The 13,606-nt window shown below is 72.6% G+C and carries 13 protein-coding genes; 10 read left to right on the plus strand and 3 right to left on the minus strand.

What is annotated here, in order from left to right:
* Window positions 1-247 precede the first annotated feature (247 nt).
* On the plus strand, window positions 248-772 hold the full coding sequence (locus ACWEEU_RS03425; protein ID WP_451727975.1) for a DUF2617 family protein: 525 nt from the start codon (window positions 248-250) through the stop codon (window positions 770-772).
* A 115-nt stretch (window positions 773-887) separates the two neighbouring features.
* Window positions 888-2,519 carry a polyamine aminopropyltransferase gene (locus ACWEEU_RS03430; protein WP_451727978.1) on the plus strand — a complete coding sequence of 544 codons (1,632 nt, stop codon included), beginning with the start codon at window positions 888-890 and terminating at the stop codon, window positions 2,517-2,519.
* 75 nt (window positions 2,520-2,594) lie between these two features.
* On the opposite strand, the gene ACWEEU_RS03435 is transcribed toward ACWEEU_RS03430, so the two are convergent.
* Complete coding sequence (locus ACWEEU_RS03435; RefSeq protein WP_385742652.1) at window positions 2,595-2,876, minus strand: toxin-antitoxin system HicB family antitoxin; 282 nt, start codon at window positions 2,874-2,876, stop codon at window positions 2,595-2,597.
* Here ACWEEU_RS03435 and ACWEEU_RS03440 point away from each other — a divergent pair.
* The 6 genes from ACWEEU_RS03440 (at window position 2,847) to ACWEEU_RS03465 (ending at window position 9,206) form a co-directional block, all read left to right on the plus strand.
* Entirely contained in the window at window positions 2,847-4,178 is a 1,332-nt protein-coding gene (locus tag ACWEEU_RS03440; protein ID WP_385742654.1) for an RNA-guided endonuclease InsQ/TnpB family protein, read from the plus strand. The two genes, ACWEEU_RS03435 and ACWEEU_RS03440, sit on opposite strands and share 30 nt — an antisense overlap.
* 11 nt (window positions 4,179-4,189) lie before the next feature.
* The gene (locus tag ACWEEU_RS03445; protein WP_451727982.1) at window positions 4,190-5,020 is read left to right on the plus strand and encodes an SRPBCC family protein; all 831 of its coding nucleotides are present in this window, start codon (window positions 4,190-4,192) and stop codon (window positions 5,018-5,020) included.
* Window positions 5,021-5,074: 54 nt separating this feature from the next.
* Window positions 5,075-5,863, plus strand: coding sequence for an aldose epimerase family protein (locus ACWEEU_RS03450; RefSeq protein ID WP_385742658.1), 789 nt, complete (start codon window positions 5,075-5,077; stop codon window positions 5,861-5,863).
* A 9-nt stretch (window positions 5,864-5,872) separates the two neighbouring features.
* Complete coding sequence (pyrE, locus tag ACWEEU_RS03455; protein WP_018547839.1) at window positions 5,873-6,424, plus strand: orotate phosphoribosyltransferase; 552 nt, start codon at window positions 5,873-5,875, stop codon at window positions 6,422-6,424.
* 157 nt (window positions 6,425-6,581) lie between these two features.
* Window positions 6,582-7,604, plus strand: coding sequence for a class II fructose-bisphosphate aldolase (gene fbaA, locus ACWEEU_RS03460; protein WP_385742660.1), 1,023 nt, complete (start codon window positions 6,582-6,584; stop codon window positions 7,602-7,604).
* A gap of 105 nt (window positions 7,605-7,709) precedes the next feature.
* Window positions 7,710-9,206: an MFS transporter gene (locus tag ACWEEU_RS03465; RefSeq protein ID WP_385742662.1), complete on the plus strand. Its 1,497-nt coding sequence runs from the start codon at window positions 7,710-7,712 to the stop codon at window positions 9,204-9,206.
* 40 nt (window positions 9,207-9,246) lie between these two features.
* Here ACWEEU_RS03465 and ACWEEU_RS03470 read toward each other — a convergent pair whose 3' ends face one another.
* Complete coding sequence (locus ACWEEU_RS03470) at window positions 9,247-9,666, minus strand: DUF3151 domain-containing protein (RefSeq protein WP_385742664.1); 420 nt, start codon at window positions 9,664-9,666, stop codon at window positions 9,247-9,249.
* A gap of 52 nt (window positions 9,667-9,718) precedes the next feature.
* Entirely contained in the window at window positions 9,719-11,122 is a 1,404-nt protein-coding gene (locus ACWEEU_RS03475; protein WP_451728327.1) for a glycosyltransferase family 39 protein, read from the minus strand.
* Between the two features lie 366 nt (window positions 11,123-11,488).
* On the opposite strand from ACWEEU_RS03475, the gene ACWEEU_RS03480 reads away from it, so the two are divergent.
* Together ACWEEU_RS03480 and kynU are read left to right on the plus strand one after the other, a co-directional pair.
* Window positions 11,489-12,349 carry a tryptophan 2,3-dioxygenase family protein gene (locus ACWEEU_RS03480; RefSeq protein ID WP_385742666.1) on the plus strand — a complete coding sequence of 287 codons (861 nt, stop codon included), beginning with the start codon at window positions 11,489-11,491 and terminating at the stop codon, window positions 12,347-12,349.
* Complete coding sequence (gene kynU / locus ACWEEU_RS03485) at window positions 12,342-13,535, plus strand: kynureninase (RefSeq protein WP_385742668.1); 1,194 nt, start codon at window positions 12,342-12,344, stop codon at window positions 13,533-13,535. Before ACWEEU_RS03480 ends, kynU begins: the two co-directional genes overlap by 8 nt.
* Window positions 13,536-13,606 lie beyond the last annotated feature (71 nt).

A 13,606-nucleotide genomic window follows, 5' to 3' on the forward strand; every position in this document is an offset into this window, starting at 1 on the left:
GGTCAGTCCCCGGAGGGGATCGTTGAACAGTTGAGCTGTGGGGCCCTCTGAGGGATGGAAACCCTCCGAAGTTGGGTAAAAACGCTGTGGCACGGCCACAGTTCATGATTCCCTCTAAATCACCACCGCAGCCCTCGGGCGTCCCAAGGACACCCCCTCCAGCCGGGCCGAGCGGGCCGACCGCCCCGGTGTCCGCCGAGGTGCGCCGGACTGCCCTCTCCCTCATGCGTGTTAGCGGAGCCGATCCATGCTCACGACCCTGAACACCTCCTACACAGATACGCGCGCTGCCGACCTCGCCTGGGCCCTCGGACGCGAACCGCTCCCGGCCCTGGCCACCCTCGACCTCGAACTGAGCGGGGCGAGACTCCAGTTGAGGCTCCTCGGCGCCTCCCACCAGGTCCTCCTCGAAGAGGAGAACGGCAGTTGCTCGGAGACCGTGGCGTGTATGCCCGGCTCCAGCACTCCCCTCCCGCTCGGCGTCGCCAAGCGGATCGGCGACTGGGAGTACGAGTTCGCGGCGCGCGTGGAGATGCTGACGCCGGGCCAGTTCGCGGGCCGCGCACAGGAGTTGCTGGCGCTGGTCTCCGACCACCCGCACGGCCTGGCCGGTGTCTTCCCCGGCAGCCCGCACGCCTTCACCGCGCTGATCGCCCAGTGGCAGGGCGGTCAGGTGCACTGGCGCACCTGGCACGCCTACCCGCAGGACGGGCAGTTGGTGGCGACCAGGACCCGCGTCGGCGTACGCGTTCCCGCCGGGCAGCCCGGCTGATCCCGGACCCGGGTCAACCCGCTCCGGCCGTCGTAAACCGATCGCGCAGCCAGGCGCCCGAGTTCCACACGTGTGGGTGACGAAGCGTACGTACGCCGTGACGTAACGTCGCAACGTGATCGAACCCCACGCCCCCGTGTCCCCGGGTGCCCCGCCCTGGGCCGAGCCCGCGTGGCTGCCCGTGCGGCCCGGCACCGGGCGGTTCCTGGTCCTCGCGTGCGTTTTCGTCTGCGCGGCCTGCGGACTGGTGTACGAGCTGGAACTCGTCGCGTTCGCCTCGTACTTGATGGGTGACTCCGTCACCCAGGCGTCCGTCGTGCTGTCCGTGATGGTGTTCGCGATGGGCATCGGCTCCCTCGCCGCCAAACGCCTGCGCTGGCACGCGGCCGTCGGCTTCGGGGCGATCGAGACCGCGCTCGCGCTGGTCGGCGGCTGCAGTGCGATGGCGTTGTACGCGGTCTTCGCGTGGACCGGCGGCTGGGGCGGCATGTGGGCGGACGGCCCGCGCTGTCTGCTGGTGGGGTTCTCGCTGGCCATCGGGCTACTGGTCGGCGCCGAAGTGCCGTTGCTGATGGAGCTGATCCAGCGCATCCGGCGCCAGGACGCGGGCGGTGCGGTCGCCGACCTCTTCGCCGCGGACTACGTGGGCGCGCTGGTCGGCGGTCTCGCCTTCCCCTTTCTTCTCCTGCCGTTCCTCGGCCAGTTGACCGGCGCGCTGCTCACCGGCTCGGTGAACGTGGTCGCGGGCAGCGCGCTGGTGCTCGGTCTGTTCCGCCGCGACCTGAGCCGCCGCGCGCGCTGGACGCTGCTCGTCGTGGGCCTCGCGGTGCTCGGCGTCCTCGCCTCGGCCGCCGCCCTCGCGGGTGACTTCGAACGGGCCGCGCGCCAGGCGGTGTACGGCGGTGACGTACGGGTCGCGCTCCAGACCGACGTCCAGGAGGTCGTCCTCGCCGGGGGCACCGACGGCCGGCCGCTCGACCTCTTCCTGGACGGGCGCCTGAGGGTCGGCGGCCGGGACGAGCGGCAGTACCACGAGGCGCTGGTCCGCCCCGCGCTGTCCGGCCCGCACGCACGCGTGCTGATCCTCGGCGGCGGCGACGGGCTGGCCGCGCGCGAGGTGCTGCGGTACGGCGGGGTCGAGCGCGTCGACGTGGTCGAGCTGGACGCCGGGCTGATCCGGCTCGCCCGCAACGACCCCGGTCTCGCCGCGCTCAACGGACACGCCCTCGCCGACCCCCGTGTCCACGTCACCGCGGCCGACGCGCTCGGCCGGCTGCGCCTCACCCCCGCCGGGCGGTACGACGTGGTGATCGCGGACCTCCCCGACCCCGGCATCACCGCCAGCACCAAGCTGTACTCCCAGGAGTTCTACGGTCTCGCCCGCCGCGCCCTCGCCCCCGGCGGGCGTCTGGTCGTCCATGCCGGCCCGGTCACCACCCGCCCCCGCGTCTTCTGGACGGTCGCGACGACCCTGCGGGCGGCGGGCTTCTCCGCCGCCCCCTACCGCGTCCTCGGCCAGGACTCCGGTTTTCCGGCGGGCCCCGACCGCTCCGCCGCCCGCGCCGGCACCCCACCCGACTGGGGCTTCCTGCTGGCGACTGCGGGCCCGTCCGTCCCGCGCCTCCGCCTCACGGGCCCCCGCCCCCGCACCCTGACGCCCGCCGAGCTGACGGCCGACGCCCACGCGGCCCGCCGTACGCGCGTGACGGGACTGGTGGCGTCGACGCTGGCGCACCCGAGGTATTGAGGGCCGCGCCGGGCCGACCGCACTCCGGGGTGAAAACCCGCGCCGCGGTTTTTCCGGGCGGGGTGCCCCGGTCCTTCAGGGCCGGGGTGAATTCCCGGTCCTGCGGAGCGAGGCAGGGGTAGCCGGGTCGCCGTCAGGGCGGTCCGGCGTGCCGGAGGGCTGGGCAGCGCGTCGCACGACGGAGATCAGCCACGAGTTCAGGGAGCGGTCGTCAGCCGCGGCGGCGACTACAGCCGCCGCGTGCACATCGTCGGGGAGACGAAGGTTCACATGCTTGGTCATGGTCCCATTCTGGCATTGGTCCCATTGTGTAGCTATGATGGGCCCATGGGCCGGTTCCGGATGTATCCGACGCATGAGCAGGAGCAGCAGATGCTGTTGCACTGTGCGCACGCCCGGTACGTGTGGAACCTGGCGGTCGAGCAGCACTCGCACTGGCGCAAGGGGCGAAAGCCGGCGCCTTCTTTCGCCGAGCAGTGCCGCCAGCTCACCGAGGCTCGTGCCGCCTGTGAGTGGCTGCGTGCGGGGAATCAGACCGTCCAGGTCCAGGCCCTGAAGGACTTCGCGCAGGCCAAGAACGCCCGCTTCACCTCCGGTTTCGGGGATCCGACCTGGCGCAAGAAGCACCGGCACGAGGGCTTCCGTGCCATCGGCGACGACCGCGTGCCCGAGTACGACGAGGACGGTTCGGCAAAGCTGAACGTGAAGACCGGTAAGCAGGTCATGGGCCGGTCGGTGGTGGTGCGGAAGCTGAACCGCAGGTGGGCGCGGGTCAAGGTGCCCGGCTGCGGCTGGGTGCGCTTCCGGCTCACCCGGGCGGAGCTGCCCCGGGCGAAGACGTTCCGGGTCACCTACCGCAACGGCCAGTGGCACATCGCCTTCGCCGTCATCCCCGAGCCGATCAGTGCTCCCGGAACAGGCGAGGTCGTCGGCGTCGACCGGGGCGTGGCCATCACCGCTGCCCTGTCCGACGGCCGCACCCTGAACTGCCCCCAGCTCACCATCAAGGAACGCGCAAAGATCCGCAAGCACCAGCGGCGCGCCGCCCGCGCCCCGAAGGGCAGCCCGGCGAAGGCCACCGAATACGCCAAGGTGGCGAAGCTCAAGGCGCGGGAGGCGAACCGGCGCAAGGACTGGTGCGAGAAGACCAGCACCATGCTCGCCCGCACCTACGACCTCGTGCGGTTCGAGAAGCTGAACATCAAGACCATGACTGCCAAGGCCAAGGCGAAACCGGACCCCGACCAGTCCGGCCAGTCCCTCAAGAACGGCCGCTCTGCCAAAGCCGGACTCAACCGGGCGATCCTCGCCCAGGGCTGGGGTCTGCTCCGGCAGCGCACCGAGCACAAGGCCCCCGGCCGGGTCGAGGACGTACCCGCCCCCTACACATCCCTGCGGTGCAGTGCCTGCGGATGGATCGACAAGAACTCGCGCAAGAGCCAAGCCGAGTTCGTCTGTTCCTCCTGCGGTTTCACCTGCAACGCGGACACCAACGCAGCAAGCAACGTCGCGGCAGGACAGGGCGGAATCCCCCGCCCCCGGCGATCAGCCGGTGCCGGAGGGACGACACCTCCCAAGGGGCCGAGCGTCCGTGAACCTCAACCCACCTGGGTTGGAATCCCCCTCTTTTTTAGTGAGGGGGAGGATGTCAATGGGTAGGCTCGGGCGACATGGAGCACCAGGTCTTCGTCCCGGTTCCGGCCGACCGGCTCAGGGAGGCCCTGGCGGACCCCGTGCGGGTCGCCCGGGCGGTACCCGGGCTTCAGCAGGACGCCACCGCCGACCCGCTGACCGGGCGGCTGAAGCTGCGCGTGGGCGGGCACTCGGTGACGTACCGGGGGACCGCCGGGGTCACCCGGCACGAGGACGGCAGCTACACCGTCAAGGGTGAGGCGACCGAGTCCCGGGGCACGGGCAGCGCGGAGTTCACCGTGACCGTACGGCTCGCGGAGGCCGCGGACGGTACGACGGCGGACCTGACCGCGACGGCGACGGCCACGACGGGCGCCCGTACGGCCGAACTCCCCGCGGACCAGCTCGCCTCGGCGGCGGCCCGCCTGCTGACCCGTTTCCTGGAGGGACTCGCCGAGGAGCCGCAGGAGCCGGTCTCGCCGCCGCCCCCGGAGGAGCCGGAGACGCCGGAGCGGCCCGGCTCCGAGCCGACGGCCTCCGACGCCCACACCTCCGTCTTCGACACCGAGGTCCCCCCGCCCTCCCTCGCCCCCGGCCCCGAGGACACCCCGGCGGGTTTCGCCGCCCCCGCGGAGCCCTCCGCCGAACCCCCCGCCGGGCCCCCGGCGGAAGCCGCGCACGCGCGCCGCACGATGATCGGCCGCAGCGCCGAAGAGGTGGACCACGCCCCGCCGCGCGGACGCTACGCCCCCGTGCCCGCCCCCCAGACGGTCACCGCGAACTCCACCCTGCGCTGGGCCGCCCCCGCCGCCGCCTTCGCGCTCGCCTCCGCGATCGTCGTCACCCGGGCGCTGCGCAAGCGCCGTTGAGGCGGCGGGCCGGGCACCACGGGCGGGGTGCCCGTACCCGAGTAGGGTCGTCCCGTGAGTGACGAAGACATTGTGCTGACCGCGGGTGACGCGGAGGTCGTGGTCCGGCCCGGCAACGGCGGACGGGTCGCCGGGCTGAAGGTCGGCGGCACGCAGCTGCTGCGCCAGGGCGAGCGGTTCGGGTGCTTCCCGATGGTCCCCTGGTGCGGCCGGATCAGGGACGGCCGGTTCCTGGACGGCGGTGTCGTACGGCAGATGCCGCTCAACTCCCCGCCGCACGCCATCCACGGCACCACCCGTGACGGCGCCTGGCGCACCGCCCGCGTCTCGGCGGACGAGGCGGTCCTGACGTTCGAGCTGACCGACCCCTGGCCGCACCCCGGCAAGGTCACCCAGATCGTGAGCCTCGGCGAGGACAGCCTGACGCTGACCATGTCGGTGGAGACGTACGAGGACTCGTTCCCGGCGCAGATCGGCTGGCACCCCTGGTTCAACCGCAGCCTGGGCGGCGAGGGCGTGCGCATCGACTTCTCCCCGGCCTGGCAGGAGGAGCGCGGCGAGGACCACCTGCCGACCGGCAACCGGATCGACCCCGCGCCGGGTCCCTGGGACGACTGCTTCGGGATGCCCGACGGCGTGGACGTCACCCTGACCTGGCCGGAGCAGCTCGAACTGAGGCTGACCAGCCGCGAGCAGTGGGCCGTCGTCTACGACGAGCAGGACGCCGCCGTGTGCGTGGAGCCGCAGACCGGGCCGCCCAACGGGCTCAACACGATGCCCCGCCTGGTCACCCCGCTGGAGCCGCTGGAGGCGTCCACGACCTGGCGCTGGCGCCGCCTCTAAGCTGGCGGTATGACGACGGACGCACGTGGCGAACTGCTGGAACAGATCAAGGACAAGGCCGTGGTGCACGGCAAGGTGACCCTCTCCTCGGGTCTGGAGGCCGACTACTACGTCGACCTGCGCCGCATCACCCTCGACGGCGAGGCCGCCCCGCTGGTCGGCCAGGTCCTGCTGGACCTCACCGACGACCTCGACTTCGACGCGGTGGGCGGTCTGACCATGGGCGCCGACCCGGTGGCCGCGGCGATGCTGCACGCGGCCGCCGCGCGGGGGAAGAGGCTGGACGCCTTCGTGGTGCGCAAGGCCGCGAAGGCGCACGGTCTCCAGCGCCGTGTGGAGGGCCCGGACATCGCGGGCCGGCGCGTGCTGGTGGTCGAGGACACCTCCACCACCGGCGGTTCGCCGCTGACCGCCGTCGAGGCGGTGCGCGAGGCCGGTGCGGAGGTCGTCGCGGTGGCGACGATCGTGGACCGCGCGACCGGCGCCGCGGAGAAGATCGAGGCCGGTGCGGGCGTTCCGTACCGGTTCGCCTTCTCGAAGGATGAACTGGGTCTGGACTGACGGCCCGCCACGGCGTGGACTCTTCCTGGCCTCGACCGCCAGACGGTCCGCCGGGCCATGTCTGGAAAGATGGGCACGACGCTGACGTCGTCGCCCCCTGGGTCCAAGTTCAGGGCCGCCACGCAGAACGCCAACCCGCAACACGAGGAGCGGACAGATGCCCATCGCAACCCCCGAGGTCTACAACGAGATGCTCGACCGGGCGAAGGCAGGCAAGTTCGCCTACCCGGCCATCAACGTCACCTCCAGCCAGACCCTGAACGCGGCGCTGCGCGGCTTCGCCGAGGCGGAGAGCGACGGCATCGTCCAGATCTCGACCGGCGGCGCGGAGTTCCTCGGCGGTCAGTACAGCAAGGACATGGTGACCGGCGCGGTCGCGCTCGCGGAGTTCGCGCACATCGTCGCGGAGAAGTACCCGGTCAACATCGCGCTGCACACCGACCACTGCCCCAAGGACAAGCTGGACGGTTACGTGCGTCCGCTGCTCGCGCTGTCCGAGGAGCGGGTGAAGGCGGGCCGCAACCCGCTGTTCCAGTCGCACATGTGGGACGGCTCCGCCGAGACCCTCGCGGACAACCTGGCGATCGCCCAGGAGCTGCTGGAGCAGGCCCGCCGCGCGAAGATCATCCTTGAGGTCGAGATCACCCCGACCGGCGGTGAGGAGGACGGCGTCTCGCACGAGATCAACGACTCCCTCTACACCACGGTGGACGACGCGATCCGTACCGCCGAGGCGCTCGGCCTGGGAGAGAAGGGCCGCTACCTGCTCGCCGCGTCCTTCGGCAACGTGCACGGCGTCTACAAGCCGGGCAACGTGGTGCTCCGCCCCGAGCTGCTGAAGGAGCTGAACGACGGCGTGGCCGCCAAGTTCGGCAAGCAGTCCCCGTTCGACTTCGTCTTCCACGGCGGCTCCGGCTCCTCGGAGGAGGAGATCCTCACCGCGCTGGAGAACGGCGTCGTGAAGATGAACATCGACACGGACACGCAGTACGCGTTCACCCGTCCGGTGGCGGGCCACATGTTCTCGCACTACGACGGCGTCCTGAAGATCGACGGCGAGGTCGGCGACAAGAAGGCCTACGACCCGCGCACCTGGGGCAAGCTGGCCGAGGCGTCGATGGCCGCGCGTGTCGTGGTCGCGGCGAACAACCTGCGGTCGGCGGGCAACAAGATGAAGTAGCCCTGAGGGGAGTCGGCGGCGACTCCCTCAGGGACACCCGTGGTGGACCCGGTGCCTCCTTTTGGCACCGGGTCCATCGCGCGTCTCTGGGGTATATCTGGGGTCATGCCCGATGTCCGGCTGGCCTCGCCCCAGGGCAGATGGATCCTGTTCACCACCGTGCTCGGCTCCAGCATGGCCCTGCTGGACTCGACGGTCGTCAACGTCGCGCTGCCCCGCATCGGCCGTGACCTGGACACGAGCCTCGCCGCTCTGCAGTGGACGGTCAACGCGTACATGCTCACCCTGGCCGGGCTGATCCTGCTCGGCGGCTCGCTGGGCGACCGGTACGGCCGCCGCAAGGTCTTCATGATCGGCGTGGTGTGGTTCGCGGCGGCCTCGCTGCTGTGCGGACTCGCGCCGAACCCGGCCGTGCTGATCGGCGCCCGCGCCCTCCAGGGCGTCGGCGGCGCGCTGCTCACTCCGGGTTCGCTCGCGCTGATCCAGGCGTCCTTCCACCCCGACGACCGCAGCCGCGCGGTCGGCCTGTGGTCGGGGTTCGGCGGTGTGGGCGCGGCGGTGGGCCCGTTCCTGGGCGGCTGGCTGGTGGACGGCCCCGGCTGGCGCTGGGTGTTCCTGCTGAACGTGCCCCTCGCGCTGGTGTGCGTCCCCGTGGCGCTGCGGCACGTGCCCGAGTCGGACGCGGAGACCTCCGGCGAGGGCGCGCCCCCGGGCCGGTTCGACGTGCTCGGCGCGTTCCTCGGCGCGCTGGCGCTCGCGCTGCTGACGTACGCCCTGATCGAGGCGCGCACGGCGTCGGTGGGGGTGGTGGTGACGGCCGTCGCGGGCGTCGCGTCGGGGGTGGCGTTCGTGTACGTCGAGAAGGACCGGGCAGATCCGATGCTGCCGCTGGACATCTTCTCCTCGCGGCAGTTCACGGCGGTCAACGTCGTCACGCTGTGCGTGTACGCGGCGTTCGGCGGCTTCTTCTTCCTCACCGCGCTCCAGCTCCAGGTGGTGGCGGGCTACTCACCCCTCGAGGCGGGCACGGCCCTGCTGCCGACGACCGTCCTGATGCTGCTGTTCTCGTCCCGCTCGGGCGCGCTGGCGGACCGGATCGGGCCCCGGCTGCCGCTGACGGTGGGTCCGCTGGTGTGCGCGGCGGCGATGCTGATGATGCTGCGGGTGGGCCCGCACGCGAACTACCCGACCGACGTGCTGCCCGCGCTGGTGGTCATGGGCACCGGCATGGTCACCCTGGTGGCGCCGCTGACCGCGACCGTCCTCGCCTCGGTGGACACCGCCCGCGCGGGGGTGGCCAGCGGCATCAACAACGCGGCGGCGCGCGCGGCGGGTCTGATCGCGGTCGCCGCGCTCCCGCTGCTCACGGGGATGGGCCCGGAGGCGTATCGCTCCGCGGTCGCCTTCGACCGGTCCTTCGACCGCGCGATGCCGATCTGCGCGGGTGTCCTGGTGCTGGGCTCCATCCTCGCGTTCGCCCTGGTCAGACGGCGTCCGACGCCGGAGTGCCCGCACCCGGAGTGCCGTACCCACGGCAACCTCACGACACCGCCGCTGGAGGCGGGCGGGGCGGAGGCGGGCGGGGCGGCGGGCCGGGGCTGAGCGGCACCGGACACCCGGTGCCGCCCGCGAGTCCACCGGGTTACCGCATCAGCTCCTCGTACGCCTCCTCGCTGCTGTCCCGCAGGAACTGGCGGCAGCGCTCCGCCTCGTCCTTCTCGCCGATGGAGTCGGCGGCGCGGGTGAGGGCGGCCAGGCAGCGCAGGAAGCCGCGGTTGGGGCGGTGGCTCCACGGGATGGGGCCGTGGCCCTTCCAGCCCGCGCGGCGCAACTGGTCGAGGCCGCGGTGGTAACCCGTACGGGCGTAGGCGTACGACTCGACCACGCGCCCCGCCTCGAAGGCGTCGTCGGCGAGCGTCGCCCAGGCCAGGGAGAAGGTCGGGTACGTGGCCACGACCTCGGCCGGGGCGAGCGAGTCCTCGGCCAGCAGCCGGTACGCCTCCTCGTTCTCCGGGAGGTGGGTCGGCTCCGGGCCGCCGAGCAGGTTCTTGTGCGTCGTCATGGGTGAAGTCTGCCACTGGGAGAGCGGCGCCCTCCGGGGGTCGCGCCGGAGGTCACACCGACCGCTCGTAGACCGTCACCCGGCGCCCGCGCACCCATTCGTCCGCGACCGGCGTGAAGTACCGCTCCAGCACGTCCCGCTTCGCCTTGTCCCGCCGCCCCGCCACCGGCCGCGCGACCTCCGGCGCGTCCGTGACCAGCAGGATGCGCCGCTCACGCAGCATCGCGTCCCGTATCCGCCCCGGACCCGCCTCCACCCCCTTCAGCGTCCCCGACTCCACGGGCCCCTCCGCGAGCGCGATGTCCCGCAGCCCGGCGAAGGCGCCCGGGGACACCAGCGCCGTGTCGCGGCGCGCGGCCGGCACGAACAGCACCGCGTTCCCGTCCCGCTTCAACCGCGCCACCCGCCCCGCCACCGCGAACACGTCGTCCACCCGGCTGGCGGGCTCCCGCTTGGCGAGGGAGTACGGCAGCAGGGCGGTCACGGCGACGGCCAGGACGACGGGGAGCACCCAGGGGGCGGCCCTGGGGAAGCGCGGCCGCACCGCCCGCACGGCCGCGCCCGTCCCGGCCCCGACCAGCAACGCGAGCCCGAGCTGGCTGAACAGCACGTACCGGTCCAGGAACAGCGGCTTGACCAGCGAGAGGAGCACGAGACCGAGCTGGGGGACGACGAGGAGGGGGAGTCCGACGGTGGCGGGGGAGAGGCGGGTGGGGCGGTGGCCGGTGCGGGTCCGGTCCGCCAGGGCCGCCAGGCAGCCCACCCCCACCAGTACCGCCGGGCCGATCAGCATGTGCCAGGTCAGGGGCGGTATCCAGGAGATCTGGGCGGACTGCTCGCGGCTGAAGAGGGCCAGGGGCGCGGTACCGGCCACGGCGACGGCGGAGGCCGCCGACCAGCGGGTCCACGGACCGCGGCCCGCTCGGGACAGGGCGAGGGTGAGGGCGTGGGCGGGGAGGATGAGGAGGGAGAGCCAGTTGAGGAGGCCGCACAGGAGGAGCGTGGCGCCGTAGGCCGTCCAGCGTGCCGTACGGGGGCGGCCCGTCAGCTGGGTCACCAGGAGCAGCGTGGAGAGGGCCGCACCGGCGGCGACCAGGGCGTACGGGCGGCCCTCCTGGAGGTAGGACTGCACCGCCGGGAGCAGGCCGAGTGCCAGCCCGGCGCCGAGTCCCGTCCAGCGGCCCGCCAGCCGTGCGCCGACGGCCGTCACGCAGGCCGCCGCCACCGCCATCGCCAGGACCGAGGGCAGCCGCAGGGTGGTGGTGCCGGGGCCGAAGCAGGCGAAGAGGGCGTGCATCAGGAGGTAGTAGGCGCCGTGGACGGCGTCGACCTGGCCGAGCATGTGCCAGATGTCGGCGGTGTCGCGCAGGGCCACCTGCCAGGTCGCCGCCTCGTCGCGCCACAGGCTGTGCCGCCGGGACAGTCCCCACAGGCCGAGCGCGGTCGTCCACAGCATGGGGACGAGCCAGAGCGGTGTCCGGCGCGGGAGCGGGGACGCGGGCGTGGGCTGGGTGGTGGTGCCGGGGCGGTCCGGTCCCGTCGTGCCGCCCTGCCCCGCCGTCCGTGCGCGCGTGTGCGGCATCGCGTTCCCCCCGCGTTCCCCGTGGCCGTTCGTCCCCCGTGATCCCCGCCGCGACGATAGGCGATCACGTTCGGCAGGGGAATGGGCTTTCGGGACGCATGGGGTCCCCGGGGCGGCAGGTGAGGAAGACAGCCCTTGCCGTATCCGGAGGGATTACGCAGGATTCGATCTGGGGACCGGGGCCCCCGTGCCGGCATCGGCAGGGGCGGACCGCTACCCGTAGCTCGACAGGAGACAGCGATGTCCCACCAGGCTCACCCCCCTTCCCAGGCCCCCGAAGAGGCCGCTGAGCCCGAGACCCCGCATCTCGACTTCGCCGGCACGACCCCGTACGAGGACTACGTACGGGCCGACGTGCTCACCCACCTCCAGCACACTCTCTCCGACGACCCCGGCGAGATGGTCTTCCTGGTGACGACCCAGGTGATGGAGCTGTGGTTCACGGTGATCACGCACGAGTGGGAGACCGCCGCCAAGGCGCTCCGCTCGGACGACGTGCCCACCGCGATCGCCGCGTTGAAGCGATCCGTGCGCGAGCTGGAGGCGCTGAACGCGTCCTGGCGCCCGCTGGCGCAGCTCACCCCGGCCCAGTTCAACTCCTACCGCTCGGCCCTGGGCGAGGGCTCCGGGTTCCAGTCCGCGATGTACCGCCGGATGGAGTTCCTGCTCGGCGACAAGTCCGCCTCGATGCTCGTCCCGCACCGCGGCACCCCGCGCGTGCACGCGGAGCTGGAGAAGGCGCTGCACGAGCCGAGCCTGTACGACGAGGCGGTACGGCTCCTCGCGCGCCGGGGCCACGACATCCCCGCCGCGGTGCTGCGCCGGGACGTGTCGAAGCGGTACGAGCCCGCGCCGGAGGTGGAGGCGGCCTGGACGGCCGTGTACTTGGGCGACCCGGACACCGAGACCGCCCGCCTCGGCGAGGCGCTGACGAACGTGGCCGAGCTGGTGTGGCGCTGGCGCAACGACCACCTGGTGGCCACCCGCCGCGCGATGGGCGCCAAGGCCGGCACCGGCGGTTCGGCCGGGGTGGCGTGGCTGGAGAAGCGGGCCCGGAACACCGTGTTCCCCGAGCTGTGGACGGCGAGGTCGTATGTCTGAGTCGAACGAACTGGCGCTGGTGGCGGATAAGTTGGACGCCGCCGACGAACTGCGCGCGCTGCGTGAGAAGTTCACCCTGGACGACGTGGTCTATCTGGACGGCAACTCGCTGGGCGCCCTGCCCGCGCACGTCCCCGACCGGATGCGGGACGTGCTGTGCCGCCAGTGGGGCGAGCTGCGCATCCGCTCCTGGGAGGAGTCGGGCTGGTGGACGGCGCCGGAGCGGATCGGTGACCGGATCGCACCGCTGATCGGCGCGGCTGCGGGGCAGGTCGTCGTGGGCGACTCGACAAGCGTCAACGTCTTCAAGGCACTTGTGGCCGCCGTCCGCATGGCCGGGGACGACCGGGACGAGATCCTGGTCGACGCGACGACCTTCCCCACCGACGGCTACATCGCTCAGTCGGCCGCCCGCATGACCGGCCGCACGCTCCGCGCGCTGACCCCGGCGGAGATCCCGGCCGCGCTCGGCACCCGTACGGCGGCGGTCCTGCTGAACCACGTCGACTACCGCACCGGCCGCCTCCACGACCTCCCCGCGCTCACGGCGGCGGTCCACGACGCCGGTGCCCTCGTCGTCTGGGACCTGTGCCACAGCGCGGGCGCGCTGCCGGTCGGTCTGGACGCGCACGGGGTGGACCTGGCGGTCGGCTGCACCTACAAGTACCTGAACGGCGGTCCCGGTTCACCGGCGTACCTCTACGTCCGCCGCGATCTCCAGCCCCGCTTCGACTCCCCGCTGCCGGGCTGGAACTCGCACGCGGAGCCGTTCGGGATGAGCGCGGAGTACCGGGCGGCGCCGGGTGCGCCGCGCGGGCGGGTCGGGACGCCGGACATCCTCTCCATGCTGGCGCTCGACGCGGCGCTCGACGTGTGGGACGGCGTCCCGGTCGAGGCGGTGCGGGCCAAGTCGCTCGCGCTGACGGACTTCTTCCTGCGCTGCGTGACGGAGTACACCGAGCCGGGCCGGGTGGAGTGCGTCACGCCGCTGCGGCACGAGGAGCGGGGCAGTCAGATCGCGCTGCGCTGTTCCGACGCCGCCGAGGTCATGCCCCGGCTGATCGAACGGGGAGTGGTGGGCGACTTCCGCCATCCCGACGTGCTCCGCTTCGGCTTCACCCCGCTGTACGTGGGCTTCGCGGAGACGGAGCGGGCGGCGCGGGTGCTGGCGGGGGCGCTGACGTAGACCGGTGGGTCCGGGGGCCGTCCGCGCGGCGGTCCCCCGACCCGGCGGCGGTACAAAACCGGCAGGTGCCC

It is taken from the genome of Streptomyces sp. NPDC005004 (genome assembly GCF_053600675.1).

Coding starts and splice junctions, on each gene's coding strand:
- ACWEEU_RS03425 (WP_451727975.1), top strand. CDS start 248: ATGCTCACGACCCTGAACACCTCCTACACAGATACGCGCGCTGCCGAC.
- ACWEEU_RS03440 (WP_385742654.1), top strand. CDS start 2,847: ATGGGCCGGTTCCGGATGTATCCGACGCATGAGCAGGAGCAGCAGATG.
- ACWEEU_RS03435 (WP_385742652.1), bottom strand. CDS start 2,876: ATGCGTCGGATACATCCGGAACCGGCCCATGGGCCCATCATAGCTACA.
- ACWEEU_RS03445 (WP_451727982.1), top strand. CDS start 4,190: ATGGAGCACCAGGTCTTCGTCCCGGTTCCGGCCGACCGGCTCAGGGAG.
- pyrE (WP_018547839.1), top strand. CDS start 5,873: ATGACGACGGACGCACGTGGCGAACTGCTGGAACAGATCAAGGACAAG.
- fbaA (WP_385742660.1), top strand. CDS start 6,582: ATGCCCATCGCAACCCCCGAGGTCTACAACGAGATGCTCGACCGGGCG.
- ACWEEU_RS03465 (WP_385742662.1), top strand. CDS start 7,710: ATGCCCGATGTCCGGCTGGCCTCGCCCCAGGGCAGATGGATCCTGTTC.
- ACWEEU_RS03470 (WP_385742664.1), bottom strand. CDS start 9,666: ATGACGACGCACAAGAACCTGCTCGGCGGCCCGGAGCCGACCCACCTC.
- ACWEEU_RS03475 (WP_451728327.1), bottom strand. CDS start 11,122: ATGCTGTGGACGACCGCGCTCGGCCTGTGGGGACTGTCCCGGCGGCAC.
- ACWEEU_RS03480 (WP_385742666.1), top strand. CDS start 11,489: ATGTCCCACCAGGCTCACCCCCCTTCCCAGGCCCCCGAAGAGGCCGCT.
- kynU (WP_385742668.1), top strand. CDS start 12,342: ATGTCTGAGTCGAACGAACTGGCGCTGGTGGCGGATAAGTTGGACGCC.